Raw genomic sequence first — 15875 nt, 5'->3', positions numbered from 1 at the left:
GAGGGTGATGCACGCGCGTCAGAGTCGCAGCGGAAGATGACGTCACGATGTCGTGGATGTTGCAGTCGGCGTCAATTACCTCGTTAACAGCGCCGAATCCCGCCTGAATCCCGACAGAACACCGACCCGCGCGGCGACCACAGCCCGGACCGATAGCGTGGGCCGGGCCATGAGCGCCAGCAGACCAGACACCGCCGACACCACGCCCGACGCCACGACTGTCGCGGATCTCGGCGAGTTCGGGCTGATCCAGGCGATCACCCGACGCCTGCCGGCCGGCCCGGACGTCCTGCTCGGGCCCGGCGACGACGCCGCCGTGGTGGCCAGCGCGGACGGCCGGGTCGTCATCACGACCGACCTGCTCCTCGAAGGCCGACATTTCCGGCGGGACTGGTCCTCCGCCTACGACGTGGGCCGCAAGGCCGCAGCGCAGAACCTCGCCGACGTGGTCGCGATGGGCGCCCGGCCGACCGCCCTGGTCGTCGGGCTGGGGGCTCCGCGGAGCCTGCCGATCGCCTGGGCCGAGCAGTTCGCCGACGGCCTGCGCGACGAATGCGAGCTGGTCGGCGCCTCGGTCGCCGGAGGCGACATCAGTTCCTCCGACACCATCGTGCTCGGGATCACCGCGCTCGGCGATCTGGCCGGCCGCGCACCGGTACGCCGGGACACCGCACGCGGCGGGGATCTCGTCGTCCTGGCCGGCCGGCTCGGCTGGGCCCAGGCCGGCCTCGCGCTGCTCCGCGCCGCCGCTGCCGGCGCTACCGGCGCTACCGGCGGATCCGCGGTGAATCTGGACGATCCCGGGTACGTCGAGCTGCTCGCCGCCCACCGGCGGCCACAGCCGCCCTATCCACTCGGCCCGCAGCTGGCCGCGGCCGGCGCGCACGCGATGTGCGACGTGTCCGACGGCCTGCTCGCCGATCTCGGCCACATCGCCGCGGCCTCATCGGTGTGGATCGATCTCGACACCGCCCTCATACCGGTACCCGCGCGGATAAGCGCCGCCGCCGCGGCACTGGGCGCGGATCCATTCGACTGGGTGCTGACCGGCGGGGACGATCACGCACTCGTCGCCTGTGTCGCCCCCGGCACGGAACTGCCGGCGGGCTGCACGGTGATCGGGCGTGTCCTGAACGAGCGGCCCACCGGCGCCGGCACGCGCCACCACGGCGTCCTCGTCAACGGCCGGGACCAGCACGACCAGCCCGGCTGGGACCACTTCGCCTGATCCGAACCGGTAGGCACGTACCTCGGCGTCGATCCGGACACGGTGCTCGGCGACGCTGTCCCCGCGGGGCGCCGGGCCCGCACCTCATTCCAGGTGAACGGCACGGCCCTACCTCCAATCACAGCCTGGACGACGGCCCGCCGTCCCCCGAAACCGGGCGAGCACCGGTAGGACGGTCGCCCGCAAGGCTGTTTGGACGTCCTCGGACGATCCCTCGGCCGAGACGACGACGAACGACGACGCCTCCGGCAGGGAGCGGTACGCCTCGTCGAAGGCGACGAGGTAGCCGAGTTCCTCACGGTCGCGTCCACGCTGCTCCACCCGCCGCTGCGCGAGCCCGGCGGGGACGGACAGATAGCAGACCAGGTCAGGCGCAGGGAACCGGCGGAACGCGCCACGCACTCGACGTTCGCCACGATCGCCGCGGGCACGCATGATCGCATACTGACAGTAGGCGTAGCGGTCCATCACCGCGACGCGGCCGGTCAGCCAGGAAAGCGCGAGCGCCCGGCTGACCGCCACCCAGCGCATGGAAGCCTCGACCGCGACGTAGGCGCGGCGGCCGAACAGCGCCTGCCCGTCAGCACGGTCGAGCCGTCGCGCCAGCGCATCCCAGATCGGGCGACCGCCGGCGTTCTCGAAGTAGCGGGCCGGCACACCCTGTCCGTTCAACCAGACCGCGAGCCGCCTGGCCTGGGTCGTCTTGCCCGACCCGTCCACCCCGAGCAGAGCAATGATCGGCCGGCGTCGCACCCGACAAGCGTAAGCAAGGTGGTCGCCGAAGCATTGGCGAGACGGCGCACTTCGTTTGACAGGCCCAGTATCTCCGGGGCCGTGTCTTCCCGGCACATTCCCGAACCCCCAGCCCCCGCCACCTACCACCTACCGACCACCTACCGAGGGTTTCCCGTGGGGGGTCCCGGGGGGGCTCGGCCCCCCGACCAACATCCCACAAGCCCCTCCGGGAAGCCCCGCCAAAAGCGGGGCGAACACGCCAAACCAGGATTGTGGGTGCCGGCCCGCCAGGTCGCCTCACGGCGTGATGTCGCACGTAGCGACTCAATATGGGTCCGGGGGCCATGATACGGACCGGCACTGCTTATCCTAACGCGGCACTGCGCCCTCCTGTTCCCCTCCGTTACAACTGACGGGTGAGGACGAGCGTCCCGACGTCGTCGACGGTGCCCGTCCAGCCGGGGCGGAGCAGACAGGTCGCCTCGGCGAACTCGACCACCGCCGGGCCTGCGACGACGTCACCGACGCCGAGCGCGGCGCGCGGGACCACGTCGACGTCCTGCCACGCACCGTCCAGCCAGGCCTGCCGGCGTCCGCGCCGAACGGTCGGGTCGGCGGGTGGGGCCACCGGGACGGGACGTGGGCCGCGCACGGTCACCACCAGGCGCACCGCCACGGTCTCGATCTCACGCTCCGGCGCGATGTGCCCGTATCTGCGCAGATGCTCGGCTTCGAAGGCGACACGCACGGCCTGGGCCATCGAGGCGGCGCCGACCGCGTCCCCGGCCTCGGCCTCCCGCAGCTCGGCGTCCTCCGGCTCGGCGACGTCGATGGTCAGCTCGTGGGACTGGCCCGCGTACCGGCAGTCGACGCGCCGCTGGAGCACGGCCGGCGATTCCTCCGACGCCTGCCCCGGCTCGGCGGACGCAGCCGCATCCGTGGCCGTGGCCGTGGTCGTGGTCGTGGTCGTGGTCGTGGCAGCGTCTGCGTCCGCGGTCGCGTCCGCGGCCAGGTCGGCGAAGGCGCGGGCGAGATCGACCTCGCCGAGCCGGCCGATCAGCGGGCGGGCATGGTCACGCCGGACGTCCCCGATCGCCAGCCCCAGCGCCGACAGCACCCCGGCGGCCAGCGGGACCAGCACCCGGGACATGCCGAGTTCCTCGGCCAACGCGCAGGCGTGCGTCCCACCGGCCCCACCGAAGGCCACCAGCACCAGCTCACGCGGGTCGATGCCGCGTTCGACGGAGACGACCCGCAGCGCCCGGGTCATCTCCGCGTCGGCGACGGCCACCACCCCGGCGGCGGCCTGTGCCGGGGTGAGGCCCAGCTCGGCACCGAGCCCGCTCAGCGCCGCTTCGGCCGCTGCCCGGGAGAGCGTGACCTCGCCACCGAGTCCCGCGCCGTCGGCGAGGTAGCCCAGATAGAGGTCGGCGTCGGTGACCGTCGGCCGGGTGCCGCCGCGCCCGTAGCAGGCCGGGCCGGGGTCGGCTCCCGCCGAACGCGGGCCGACCCGCAGGGCGCCGCCGGCGTCCGCCCAGGCGATCGAGCCGCCGCCCGCGCTGACCGAGTGGACGTCCACCGTGGGCAGCATGATCGGCACCCCGGCGAGCACCGACTCGGACGTGGTGAGCGCCCGCCCGCCGAGCACGGGCGCGACATCGGTCGACGTCCCGCCCATGTCAAAGGTCAGCAGGTCACGGACGCCGGAGAGGCCGGCGACGTAGGCGGCGCCGACGACGCCCCCGGCCGGGCCGGACAGCACACAGCGGGCGGCGTGCCCGGCCGCCTCGGCGAGCTCGGTGACACCGCCCGACGACTGCATGATCATGGGGACGGTGAGCGACCGCCGCGCGCACCGGTGCTCCAGGCGCCGCAGATAGGTGGAGAGTCCGGGGGTCAGATAGGCGTCCGCGACAGCCGTGGTGAAGCGCTCGTATTCGCGGAACACCGGCAGCACCTCGCTGGAGGCGACCACCGTGATGCCCGGCAACCGCCGCCGCAGCGCCGTGGCGACGGCCTGTTCATGGGCGGGGAAGGCGAAGGAGAACAGCAGGCAGACGGCGACCGCCGCGAGGTCGGGGACGGCCGCCACCTCCTCGACGACCCGGGCGACGTCCTCGTCGCGCAACGGCTCGATCACCCCGGTCGGCCCGCACCGCTCGGCGACGGTGAAGCGCAGCTCGCGCGGGACGAGGCTGGGCGGGCGGTCCCTGGTCAGGTCGTAGAGGGACGGCCTGTTCTGCCGGCCGATCTCGATCACGTCCCGGAAGCCCCGTGTGGTCACCAGCGCGGTGCGGGCCCCGGCGCGTTCCAGCAGCGTGTTGGTGGCCACCGTGGTCCCGTGGGCGAAGGTGCCGACCTGTGTCGGGGCGAGGCCGGCCGCGGCCACCGCGGCCAGCACCGCGTCGGACGGGTCGGTGGGAACGGACGGCACCTTGGCGAACCGCACCCCACCGTCCGGATCCACCGCCACCAGATCGGTGAAGGTGCCGCCGACATCCACTCCGAGCCGGACCCGCTCGCCGGACGGCTCCTGGTGATCGGGCACTCGGCCTCCTGCTTCCCTGACTTCCGACGGCGTCCCTGACATGCTGGCGCCCTGGCCGGCCGGTGGCAGCAGCGGCCACCCAGAGCACTGATTACCCAGAGCAACAACGTGAAGCGGTACCGGGCGGCCGGTAAGGCTGAGCCGGCACCAGGTACGGAACCACCTGTTGGGTCTTCGTGTGACCTCGCGCGCAGCGCCGAAGGCCGGCGGGGAATCGCGTGGACAACCCGCCTTTGCCAGCGGCACAGGCGAGATCGCCATCGGGCCGAGCCAGTGGATCGTGGCGCCGGCAGGAGGCGATCAGCCCTGACACAACGGGACGAATGTGACGCGACGCCGGGGAGGGCAGCTTCGGGGTGTCCGTCCACAGCGGGTAATCTGAGCAGACGGTAGCGAAGGGCCTGCGAACAGGCTGAGATGTACACCGTGGATAGAGGCGATTGGCTCCGTGACAGCACCGACGGTACCCGCGTCAGAACCTGACTTCGGCCCTAACGAGTGGCTGGTCTTCGAGATCTACCAGCAGTATCTCGAGGACCCGGAGAGCGTCTCCCCCGAATGGCGCGAGTTCCTCTCCGACTACCGCCCCGCGAACCCGGCTGCCGGGAACGCGCAGGCGAGCGGTGCCACCGTCCCCAGTCCCGCGTCAACGCCGACGCCTTCGACCCCCTCCGCTCCGGCTGCCACCGCGAGCGTGGCACCGGTCACGGCGCCACCGGCACCGGCACCGGCGCCTGCCGCCGCGAGCGCGAAGCCGGCATCCGCGCCGGCCAAGCCCGCCGCCGCGGTCGCCGCCGGGGAGCGCACCCCGTTGCGCGGCGCGTCCGCCCGGGTGGTCTCCAACATGGAGACCTCGCTGCACGTCCCGACCGCGACGTCCGTGCGTGCGGTGCCGGCGAAGCTGCTGGCCGACAACCGCATCGTCATCAACCGGCACCTGGCCCGGTCCAGCGGCGGGAAGATCTCCTTCACCCATGTGATCGGCTACGCCATGGTGAAGGCCCTGATCGACCACCCGGCGATGAACGCGTCCTACGCCGAGATCGACGGCAAGCCGACGCTCGTTCAGCCGGAGCACATCAACCTCGGTCTCGCCATCGACCTGGTCACGCCCAAGGGGCGCCAGCTCGTCGTCGCCGCGGTGAAGAAGGCCGAGACCCTCGACTTCAGCCAGTTCTGGCTGGCGTATGAGGACCTCGTCCGCCGCGCCCGCACGAACAAGCTGACCATGGACGACTTCACCGGCGTCACGATCAGCCTGACCAACCCCGGCGGCATCGGGACGGTGCACTCCGTCCCGCGCCTCATGGAGGGTCAGGGCACCATCATCGGCGTCGGCGCCATGGAGTATCCGGCCGAGTTCCAGGGTGCCTCCGAGCAGACCCTGACGAAGCTCGCGATCTCCAAGATCATGACGCTGACCAGCACCTACGACCACCGGATCATCCAGGGCGCGCAGTCCGGCGAGTACCTGCGGCGCATCCACCAGCTGCTGCTGGGCGCCGACGGGTTCTACGACGAGATCTTCGCCTCGCTGCGCGTCCCCTACGTGCCGATCCGATGGCTGCCCGACATCTCCGCCCACCACGAGGGCGACCTCGACCACGGCGCCCGGGTGATGGAGCTCATCCACGCCTACCGGGTGCGTGGTCACCTGATGGCCGACACGAACCCGCTCGAGTTCGCCATCCGCAGCCACCCCGACCTGGACATCATCGGCCACGGCCTGACTCTGTGGGACCTCGACCGCGAGTTCGCGGTGGGTGGTTTCGCCGGGCAGCGCACGATGCGGCTGCGTGACATCCTCGGCGTCCTGCGTGACTCCTACTGCCGCCGGGTCGGCATCGAGTACATGCACATCCAGGAGCCGGAGGAGCGCACCTGGATCCAGGCCCGGGTGGAGCGCTCCGCCGAGCGGCCCGACCCGGCCGAGCAGCTGTACGTGCTGGAGCGCCTCGGCGCCGCCGAGGCCTTCGAGTCGTTCCTGCAGACCAAGTACGTCGGCCAGCGCCGGTTCTCGCTGGAGGGCGCCGAGTCGACGATCCCGCTGCTGGACGAGATCCTCGGCCGGGCGGCGGAGGCCAGGCTCGACGAGGTCGTCATCGGGATGGCGCACCGCGGGCGGCTCAACGTGCTCGCCAACATCGTCGGCAAGTCGTACCGGCAGATCTTCGACGAGTTCGAGGGCTACGTCGACCCGCAGACCGCGCACGGCTCGGGTGACGTCAAGTATCACCTGGGTGCCGACGGCGTCTACACCGACCAGGAGGGGCGCACCGTCCCCGTCTCGGTGGTCGCCAACCCGTCGCACCTGGAGGCCGTCGACGGCGTCCTCGAAGGTGTCGCCCGCGCGAAGCAGGACGTCCTGGACAAGGGCTTCGAAGGCTTCACGGTGCTGCCGGTGCTGATCCACGGTGACGCCGCGTTCGCCGGCCAGGGTGTGGTCGCCGAGACGCTGAACCTCTCCCAGCTGCGCGGCTACCGCACCGGTGGCACCGTGCACGTGGTCATCAACAACCAGGTCGGCTTCACCACGTCACCGACGTCCAGCCGGTCCTCGGTCTACGCGACCGACGTGGCGCGCATGGTGCAGGCGCCGATCTTCCACGTCAACGGGGACGACCCGGAGGCGTGCGTCCGGGTGGCGGCGCTGGCGTTCGCCTACCGGCAGGAGTTCAACAAGGACGTCGTCATCGACCTGGTCTGCTACCGCCGGCGGGGTCACAACGAGATGGACGAGCCGTCCTTCACCCAGCCGCTGATGTACGACACGATCGCCTCCAAGCGTTCGGTGCGCAAGGTCTACACCGAGGCCCTGATCGGCCGTGGGGACATCACCCGCGACGAGGCCGAACACGCGATGAAGAGCTACCGGGCCGAGCTGGAGAAGGCGTTCTCCGAGACCAGGGAGACCACGACCCGGCCCACGCCGCAGCCGCGGATCGTCACCACCCCGGCCGAGGCCGCCGCAGCTGCCGCAGTCACCACCGCAGTGTCGCTCGAGACCGTCAAGAAGATCGTCGACACCCAGGTCAATCTGCCGGACGGCTTCGTCGTGCACCCGCGCCTGCGGCCGCAGATCGAACGCCGCCCGCAGATGGTCGAGACCGGGGCCATCGACTGGGCGCTCGCCGAGATGATCGCGTTCGGCAGCCTGCTGCTGGGCGGCACCTCGGTGCGGCTCACCGGCCAGGACAGCCGCCGCGGCACCTTCGGCCAGCGGCACTCCGTGCTGGTCGACCGCTACACCGCGGAGGACCACACGCCGCTGCGCACCCTGCGCAACGATGACGGGTCGCGGGTCGGCACCTTCTACACCTACGACTCGCTGCTCTCCGAGTTCGCCGCGATGGGGTTCGAATACGGCTACTCGGTGGCCCGGGACGACACCCTGGTGCTGTGGGAGGCGCAGTTCGGCGACTTCGCCAACGGCGCACAGTCGATCATCGACGAGTTCATCTCGGCGGGTGAGGCGAAGTGGGGCCAGCGTTCCTCACTGACCCTGCTGCTGCCGCACGGGTACGAGGGCCAGGGGCCGGACCACTCCTCGGCCCGCATCGAGCGCTTCCTCTCGCTGTGCGCCGACGGCAACATGACCGTCTCCGCCCCGTCCAGCCCGGCCAGCTACTTCCACCTGCTGCGCCGGCAGGCGCTGTCACCGGTGCGCCGGCCGCTGATCGTCTTCACGCCGAAGTCGATGCTGCGCCTGAAGGCGGCCGCCTGCACTGTCGAGGAGCTCACCGGCGGAGCCTGGCAGCCGATCATCGACGACGCTTCGGTCAGCGACCCGGCCAGCGTGCGGCGGGTGCTGCTGTCGGCCGGCAAGGTCTACTACGACCTCGCCGCCGCCAAGGAGAAGCGCAACGACGCCCAGCGCTTCGCCCTGCTGCGCGTCGAGCAGCTCTACCCGACCCCCGGGCCGGAGCTCGCCGCACTGCTGAGCAGGTACCCGAACGTGACCGACCTCGTCTGGGTCCAGGAGGAGCCGGCGAACCAGGGCGCCTACCCGCACATGGCGCTGAACCTGCCCGAGTCGCTGCCCGAGGGTCTGCGGCTGCGGCGGGTCTCGCGGCGGGCCTCGGCCGCCCCGGCCTCCGGCTCGTCCCGGGTGCACGAGCGGGAGCAGGCAGCTCTCGTCGAGGCGGCCTTCAGCGACTGACGCCTGACCGTGCCACTGCGGCCGCCTGGCGCCAGGCGGCCGCAGTGCACGATCGGCGCGGCTCCGACCCGCCAGCCTGCTGCGGCCGCAGCACCTGAGCTGGTCCGCGGCAGGCGACCGGGCGGCTACATAGCAGCAAGCGTACGCACAGCGGCGCATAGCAGGACACGCGACGACAGCGACCCAAGCCGGCGGTGGGCCGGGCCCTGACTGCCACGGGCCCGGCCCACCGCCGGATCTCGTTTCCGCGACCTTGCACGGCTCCGCGACTCGTACGACCCGATACCGTCCAGGCATGTACTTCACCGACCGTGGCATCGAGGAGCTCGCCAACCGGCGCGGCGAGGAGTCGGTGTCCTTCGAATGGCTCGCGGACGCGCTGCGCACCTTCGTCGACCTGCACCCGCAGTTCGAGGACGCCGTCGAACAGCTCGCGACCTGGCTCGCCCGGCCCGACGAGGACCCCGACCTCTAGCGCCGCACCCGCGCTGCGCCCGCCGCACCGCTCCCGGAGAACCCGGCCTAGACACTAGACGGTGAGGACGAGCTTGCCGAACACCTCGCCCTGAGCGAGACGTTCGAACGAGGCTCGTGCGTCCGCGAGCGGGCGGACATCGTCGACCAGCGGGCGGGTGCCGGTGCGGTCCAGAAGGCTCACCAGGTCGGCCAGCTCGCCGCGGGTGCCCATCGTCGACCCGACCACCGAGAGCTGGAGAAAGAAGATCCGGTTCAGCTCCGCCGGCGGGTTCGGCCCGCTGGTCGCCCCGGAGCAGACGATCCGGCCGCCCGGGCGCAGCGAACGCACCGAATGCGACCAGGTGGCGGCACCGACCGTTTCGATCACCGTGTCGACACGGGCAGGCAGACGCTCCCCCGTCGCGACCGCGAGGTCGGCGCCGAGATCGAGCGCACGGCGGCGCTTGGCCTCGTCCCGCGAGGTGACGAAGACGGTGTGCCCGACCGCCTTACCGATCATCAGGGCCGCCGTCGCCACCCCGCCGCCGGCCCCCTGGACCAGCATCGTGCCACCGCCGCTCGCGGGCAGGCCCGAGCGGCTGACCACCATGCGGTAGGCGGTCAGCCAGGCGGTCGGCAGGCAGGCCGCCTCCTCCCACGACAGCGACGCCGGTTTCGGGACGAGATTCGCCCGTGGGACGGCCACCTGCTCGGCGAGTGTTCCCGGATGCAGCTCGGAAAGCAGCGTCCGGGACGGGTCCAGGGTCTCGTCGCCGCCGCCCCGGGCCGGGTCGCCGATGACCGCGTGGACGATGACCTCCGCACCGTCGGCGCTGACCCCGGCGGCATCGCAGCCCAGGATCATCGGCAGCCGCTCGGCGGGCAGGCCGACACCGCGCAGGCTGAAAAGATCGTGATGGTTGAGCGCGGCGGCCCGCACCGAGACCGTGGTCCAGCCCTCCGGGACCACCGGCGCGGGCTGATCACCGACGCGCAGGCCTGAGAGCGGGTCGTCTGGGTTGATCGCGACTGCGGCAGCGGCAAGCACGAGCCCGACCCTATTGCGCCGGTGACGCCTGGCGCTCGGACGCTCCGTGCCCTCTCGGTGCCTCGGAGTTCGTCCGGGTTCGGGCGGCTTCAGCCCGCACCCGACGAGCCTCCGCGCAGCCCGGCGGCCCGTGGCCGCACGTTCCGTTGGCCCCGGCCGTCGCGCCGACCCCGCGGATGTGTTGAACTCAGTCCCGTGGCAACACAGGGAGGAACGCCGGCTGCGGTCGGCCGTGACGGGGGCGGTCGCCGATTCGGCTGGCGTCGGCATCGGCCGGTGCCAGCCCCCGAGCCGCCGATGACGCTCGCGACCGACGGCGACCGGATCATCATCGTCCCGTCGGCGGATTTTGTGTGCTGCTCCTACAAGGGCTGCGGCGCGCTGCGCCCGCTGGCCGAGGTGAACGAGAACCGGCCCTGTCTGGGCTGCGGCCGGGTCTGACCGTTCCAGGCCAGGTCCCGGCCGCTCGGCTGGGCCCTGCCGGCCAGCCAGCGGCCCTGGCAGGGGCCTGCGAGCCGGCTCCCTGACAGGGCCTGCAGCCGGCCGGAGGCGAGTGTGGCCGCCGAGGGCGGGAAACCCTCGGCGGCCATCCTCAGGTTCGCCTGGTCAGCGGCGTGCGACTCCGTCGGCACGGGCCGCGGCGGCCACCGCCGCCGAGACCGCGGGGGCGACCCGCGCGTCGAAGACGCTCGGGATGATGTTGTCCTCGCTGAGCTCGTCGGCGATCACATCGGCGAGCGCCCGGGCGGCCGCCAGCTTCATCCCCTCGGTGACCCGGCTCGCGCGGACATCCAGCGCACCGCGGAACACCCCGGGGAAGGCCAGGACGTTGTTGATCTGGTTGGGGTAGTCGCTCCGGCCGGTCGCGACGATGCGGGCGTACTTGTGCGCGACCTCGGGGTCGATCTCGGGGTCGGGGTTCGCCATCGCGAAGATGATCGCCTCCGGCGCCATCGTCGCCACGACCTCCTCGGGCACCTTGCCGGCGGAGAGGCCGAGGTAGACGTCCGCACCGGCGAGGGCCTCGTTGATCGAGCCCTGCTTGCCGGCCTTGTTCGTGTCCGCGGCGAGCGCGGCCTTGATCGGCGTCAGGCCATCGCGGCCGGCGTAGATCATGCCGCGGCTGTCACCGACGGCGATGTCACCGATCCCCGCCGCGAGCAGGATGCGGGTCACGGCGATCCCGGCGGCGCCCGCCCCCGACACCACGGCCCGCAGGTCCGAGAGGTTCCGGCCGGTGAGCCGCGCGGCGTTCTCCAGCGCGGCGAGCGCCACGATCGCGGTGCCGTGCTGGTCGTCATGGAAGACGGGGATGTCGACGCGCTCCTGGAGCAGCGCCTCGATCTCGAAGCAGCGCGGCGCCGAGATGTCCTCCAGGTTGACACCGCCGAAGCCCGGGGCGAGCCTCGCGACGGTGTCGACGATCTCCTCGACGTCGGTGCAGTCGAGGCAGATCGGCACCGCGTCCACGCCGCCGAAGTGCTTGAACAGCGCGGCCTTGCCCTCCATGACCGGCAGCGCCGCGGCGGGCCCGATGTCGCCGAGGCCGAGCACAGCGGTTCCGTCGGTCACAACGGCGACCGTGTTGGCACGCCAGGTGTAATCGTCAGCCAGTGCCGGCGCCTCGGCGATCGCCATGCACACCCTGGCCACGCCTGGCGTGTAGGCGAGGGAGAGGTCTTCACGGTTGTTCAGCGGCGCGGTCAGGCCGATCCCGATCTTTCCGCCCCGGTGCAGCGCGAAGGCGGGATCGTCGTCGGAGGGGCGCGGGCTCGGCCCGTCGAAGCCCGGCGACACTGCCGGCGACTGCGGCGAGGCCGTGCCCTGGACCGGGGCGGCGATGGACTGGTCGAGGGTCGTGTGGTCGGTCGTTGCGGTCACGAAAGGGGCTCCTCGGACAAGCCACGGCGGTACCGTCCGGCGAACGGTGTCACTGCCCGGACGTGGCTAGGACGTTCCCGGGACCCCGGCGAAGATCACGCGTTCGCGGGGCGGCGGGCCTTGCGCTGTCGCCTCGGCGTGTGAGGCGGCTGGTTGTGCCACATGTCTGCGGCGGGGGTGGCCCGGCGCAGCTTCCAATATGGCACGTGCAGCGCCCCGAGCCCGGCTGTCTGGTTCGCCACCGACCGGCCATGGATGTCTCCTGCGCGAAACCGACAGACGTGAACCGAGGCCACCGACGTAGCGTGCTCGTGACATGACTGTGCTTGTAGGCGTCTCGGGCGGCACGCGACACCGTCGCGCGCCGCGGCGACAGGCCGCCCGGCGACGGTACCTGTCGCCCATCCGACTCGATTCGGGCCGGTCACGAGCATCACAACCGCCACCGGTCCGGCACACCCGGCGCGGTGGCGACGCCGCCGCCGGCCTTCTCGGCGCCGCCGCGAGCCTCATCCGGCGGGCCGGGGAACACGCCATCTGATCACGATGGAACCGTGAGACGGACATCACGGCGCAGGTCACGAATCACCTCATGCCCGGAACCAATCGCGATGTTCAGACCAGTCGCGATGCCCGGAACCGGTCGTGGCCGCGCCCGTGCCGGGTTCCGGAGGCCACCGCACCAGGGCCCGGAGACCACCGCACCAGATTCCGGAGGCCACCACACCAGGCCCGGCAACCGACCGGATCGCCGGGAGAGACCGCGCCGCGGCCGCACGCCTTCCCCGTCGCCAGGCCTCCCGCCACCCATGTCATCCGGGTTTCCCAATCGGGCCGAAAGCCCGGGCGCATCGGCGGGGCTGATTCCGGTGCGTTTCCTGCTTGTTTCCCGTCGAGACAGCCCAATGATCACGGGTTCGCGACACACGCAGCACAGATGAATCGTGAGACGATTCACGCTCGCACAAATGTTGTTCGTCCGTGGATTGGTGGAGTGCGGGAGGCGACACAAAGAGGATCCAGGAACAGGTCCAGCGTCAACACCGTAACCCCCCGTACGGCGCGGCGACATATTTCGGGAGATCCCCGACAACCCGCGGTCAAGATGATAACCAAAGGTGTCATCTCGTTCACCCAGAGCACGCCTTCCCGGACGAGCGTCACGAGGAATCGGCGAGCTAAACCTAGTAGCGTATGTTCTCGTGGAGGTCACCGAGCTGCCGATAGCCGATACCTGGTTGTTCACCCCGCGCAAGCACTCCGACCCTCGCGGGACATTCCTCGAATGGTTCCGCACCGACGCGCTGGAATCAGTGGCCGGGCACCGTCTCGAACTCGCCCAGGCGAACGCGAGCGTCAGCCGCGCGGGAACTCTGCGCGGAGTGCACTACGCCCAGGTGCCGCCCAGCCAGGCAAAGTACGTGACCTGCGTGAGTGGTCGCGTTCTGGACTGTGTGGTCGACATACGGCTCGGCTCGCCGACCTTCGGCGCGCACGCGGCCGTCATCCTCGACGACGTCGACCGCCGCGGGCTGTACATCGCGGAAGGCCTCGGGCATGCCTTCATGGCCCTCACCGACAACGCGGTGATCACCTATCTGTGCTCGGCCCCCTACACGCCGGCCCGTGAGTACGGGATCAACCCACTCGACCCCGACCTCGACCTGCCCTGGCCACCCGACATCACGCCGCTGCTGTCCGAGAAGGACGTCGCGGCGCCGAGCCTGTCGCAGGCCGCCGCCGCCGGAATCCTTCCCGACTACGCCGACTGCAGGGCCTTCTACGAATCGCTGCGCCCGCTCGGCAGCGGCGTCGGCCGCGCCTGAACCAGCCACGCGCCCGGCCGGCAGACCACCTCCGCGGCCCCAGAACGGCCCCGGCGGCTCCGACCTGCCCCACCACGGCAGCCCCGCACCACGACCGTGGCCGCGCCACGACCGTGGCCGCGCCACGACCGTGGCCGCGCTACGACTGTGGCCGCACGAAGACAGGTCACGAAGACAGGTGCCGTACTAGGGCAGCGGCCGCACGCGGCGACGGCGCAACGGACGTGGCCGCGGCCAGTACCGAGCGACCACCCGGCCCAGGATGTCGGTGGCCGCGACCATGCCGAACGTCGCGCTGTCGGTTCCGACCCCCACGTTGTCCGAACGCAGCCACCAGGAACCGTCCGGGTCCGCGAACTCGGCCCGTTTGATTCCGAGTCCTCGTTCCGGCAGCCGGGCGACCACCACGTCTCCCGGCCTGGGTGGCGCTCCCCACAACACGAGGCACGCGTCGCCATCGCGCAGTGTCGGACGCATGGACTCGCCGCGAACGGACACCGCCCGCGGAGAAATGCTCGGCCTCACAGGGGTAGGTTGCCAGAAGGCGGAAAACCGGGTCCACGAGCTGCACATCCGCGACCCGGATCCCGCGATCGCACCCACCCGGGCCGGCCTGTCCCGCTGTACGGAGGACACGGCCGCCCTGGGGCGACCTGAGACCCGAGGCGTACAGAGAGGAAGCGGAATGAGCCTGCTCAAGCCCGCCATCAGCGTCAACGCCCACTGCGACCTGCCCTGCGGCGTCTACGACCCCGCGCAGGCGAAGGTCGAGGCCCAGTCGGTCAAGGCCATCCAGGAGAAGTACCAGGGCAACACCGACCCCGAGTTCCGGGCCCGCGCGCTGGCCATCAAGGAGGAGCGCGCGGAGCTCGTCAAGCACCACCTCTGGGTGCTCTGGACCGACTACTTCAAGCCGAACCACATCGAGAAGTACCCGCAGCTGCACGATCTGTTCTGGAAGGCCACGAAGGCCGCCGGCGCCGCCGGTGCGAAGGGCTCGGTCGACCCGGCCCAGGGCCAGCAGCTCCTGGACCTGATCGACGAGATCTCGACGATCTTCTGGGAGACGAAGGCCGCCGCCTGACGGTCACCCGACCAGCACGACGGACGTCCCCGCCGGAGGCACACAACGCCACCCGGTGGGGACGTCCCACGTCCAGGCCCTTCGGTGGACCTCGCCACACCCGCCCAGCCCCGTGCCTGCCATCTGACGCCACCTGACGCCACCTTCGGAGCCGACATGATCAGAGCAGCGCAGCGCGCGGACGTCGCTGCCGTTCTGGCCCTGGTCCATGGCCTCGCCGCCTATGAGCGGGAACCGGACGCCGTGTCGATGACCGACGAGGATCTCGCCACCGCGCTGTTCGGCGACCCGCCCGCGGCGTACTGCCTGGTCGCCCTCGACGCCGGCGCGGTCGTGGGGTGCGCGCTGTGGCACCCGACCTTCTCGACCTGGACCGGCAAGGCCGGCATGTACCTGATCGACCTGTTCATACGACCCGAGCACCGCCGCCATGGGCACGGTCGGGCCCTGCTCGCGGAACTGGCCCAGCTCTGCGTCCAACACGGGTACCAGCGCCTCGAATGGGCTGTGCTGGACTGGAACACCCCCGCACACGCCTTCTACCGGTCGGTGGGGGCGGCACCCACCTCCGAGTGGACCACCTGGCGCCTGGATGCCGCCGCGATCAACGCGCTGGCCGGCCCGCGCCGGTCCCCCGATATCGGCTGACATGCCCTTTCGCCGGCCGAGCCGGTCATCCAGGACTCGCACCCGTATCACCCCGGCTGGCCGCCCATCCACGCTGACCTGTCGGCCGGCCGGCATCCGGCCGAGCCGCGCGGATGAATTCCCAGTTGGCCGAGTATGAATCGGCCATCCGCGACCAGTCGGACCCCAGGCGGCGCGTTCTGATCACCCGACCTGCGACACCCCAGGGAGGCTGGGTACGGTGGTGAACCACGGGAGGCCGCGCCAGATGTTCCTCCCGGGC

General features: G+C 71.3%; 12 protein-coding genes. 7 read left to right on the top strand and 5 right to left on the bottom strand.

Translation table 11 applies throughout. The annotated features are described in order from the left end of the window. Nucleotides 1-169: 169 nt before the first annotated feature. Entirely contained in the window at nucleotides 170-1228 is a 1059-nt protein-coding gene (locus FREUN1FDRAFT_RS09505) for a thiamine-phosphate kinase (RefSeq protein WP_050795796.1), read from the top strand. A gap of 108 nt (nucleotides 1229-1336) precedes the next feature. On the opposite strand, the gene FREUN1FDRAFT_RS09500 is transcribed toward FREUN1FDRAFT_RS09505, so the two are convergent. Then, nucleotides 1337-1981 (bottom strand): thymidylate kinase, encoded by a 645-nt coding sequence (locus tag FREUN1FDRAFT_RS09500; RefSeq protein ID WP_006539796.1) that lies wholly within the window; start codon nucleotides 1979-1981, stop codon nucleotides 1337-1339. A 385-nt stretch (nucleotides 1982-2366) separates the two neighbouring features. Continuing rightward, the gene (locus FREUN1FDRAFT_RS09495; RefSeq protein ID WP_083828637.1) at nucleotides 2367-4553 is read right to left on the bottom strand and encodes a hydantoinase/oxoprolinase family protein; all 2187 of its coding nucleotides are present in this window, start codon (nucleotides 4551-4553) and stop codon (nucleotides 2367-2369) included. A 406-nt stretch (nucleotides 4554-4959) separates the two neighbouring features. Here FREUN1FDRAFT_RS09495 and FREUN1FDRAFT_RS09490 point away from each other — a divergent pair, with 406 nt between their 5' ends. Together FREUN1FDRAFT_RS09490 and FREUN1FDRAFT_RS09485 are read left to right on the top strand one after the other, a co-directional pair. Beyond that, nucleotides 4960-8670, top strand: coding sequence for a multifunctional oxoglutarate decarboxylase/oxoglutarate dehydrogenase thiamine pyrophosphate-binding subunit/dihydrolipoyllysine-residue succinyltransferase subunit (locus FREUN1FDRAFT_RS09490; protein WP_006539794.1), 3711 nt, complete (start codon nucleotides 4960-4962; stop codon nucleotides 8668-8670). Nucleotides 8671-8965: 295 nt separating this feature from the next. Then, on the top strand, nucleotides 8966-9145 hold the full coding sequence (locus FREUN1FDRAFT_RS09485) for a DUF6104 family protein (protein ID WP_006539793.1): 180 nt from the start codon (nucleotides 8966-8968) through the stop codon (nucleotides 9143-9145). A gap of 54 nt (nucleotides 9146-9199) precedes the next feature. Here FREUN1FDRAFT_RS09485 and FREUN1FDRAFT_RS09480 read toward each other — a convergent pair whose 3' ends face one another. Next, nucleotides 9200-10174, bottom strand: a complete 975-nt coding sequence (locus FREUN1FDRAFT_RS09480) for a zinc-binding dehydrogenase (protein WP_006539792.1) — start codon at nucleotides 10172-10174, stop codon at nucleotides 9200-9202. Between the two features lie 297 nt (nucleotides 10175-10471). Between FREUN1FDRAFT_RS09480 and FREUN1FDRAFT_RS46080 the strand changes: the two genes are divergently transcribed. Beyond that, on the top strand, nucleotides 10472-10615 hold the full coding sequence (locus FREUN1FDRAFT_RS46080; RefSeq protein ID WP_006539791.1) for a hypothetical protein: 144 nt from the start codon (nucleotides 10472-10474) through the stop codon (nucleotides 10613-10615). A gap of 165 nt (nucleotides 10616-10780) precedes the next feature. On the opposite strand, the gene FREUN1FDRAFT_RS09470 is transcribed toward FREUN1FDRAFT_RS46080, so the two are convergent. Next, nucleotides 10781-12055: an NADP-dependent malic enzyme gene (locus tag FREUN1FDRAFT_RS09470; RefSeq protein WP_006539790.1), complete on the bottom strand. Its 1275-nt coding sequence runs from the start codon at nucleotides 12053-12055 to the stop codon at nucleotides 10781-10783. 1202 nt (nucleotides 12056-13257) lie between these two features. Between FREUN1FDRAFT_RS09470 and FREUN1FDRAFT_RS09465 the strand changes: the two genes are divergently transcribed. Then, entirely contained in the window at nucleotides 13258-13881 is a 624-nt protein-coding gene (locus FREUN1FDRAFT_RS09465) for a dTDP-4-dehydrorhamnose 3,5-epimerase family protein (RefSeq protein WP_006539789.1), read from the top strand. Between the two features lie 186 nt (nucleotides 13882-14067). Here FREUN1FDRAFT_RS09465 and FREUN1FDRAFT_RS09460 read toward each other — a convergent pair whose 3' ends face one another. Next, nucleotides 14068-14454: a S24/S26 family peptidase gene (locus FREUN1FDRAFT_RS09460; RefSeq protein WP_255348207.1), complete on the bottom strand. Its 387-nt coding sequence runs from the start codon at nucleotides 14452-14454 to the stop codon at nucleotides 14068-14070. A gap of 112 nt (nucleotides 14455-14566) precedes the next feature. Here FREUN1FDRAFT_RS09460 and sodN point away from each other — a divergent pair, with 112 nt between their 5' ends. After that, complete coding sequence (gene sodN / locus FREUN1FDRAFT_RS09455) at nucleotides 14567-14965, top strand: superoxide dismutase, Ni (protein WP_035951140.1); 399 nt, start codon at nucleotides 14567-14569, stop codon at nucleotides 14963-14965. Nucleotides 14966-15121: 156 nt separating this feature from the next. Next, entirely contained in the window at nucleotides 15122-15613 is a 492-nt protein-coding gene (locus tag FREUN1FDRAFT_RS09450; RefSeq protein ID WP_006539786.1) for a GNAT family N-acetyltransferase, read from the top strand. Nucleotides 15614-15875: the final 262 nt, after the last annotated feature.

Origin of the sequence: Parafrankia sp. EUN1f, assembly GCF_000177675.1 — a bacterium.
GTDB lineage: Bacteria > Actinomycetota > Actinomycetes > Frankiales > Frankiaceae > Parafrankia.
The sequence above is the reverse complement of the archived record's forward strand: the minus strand, read 5'-3'. Positions and strand labels throughout refer to the sequence as shown.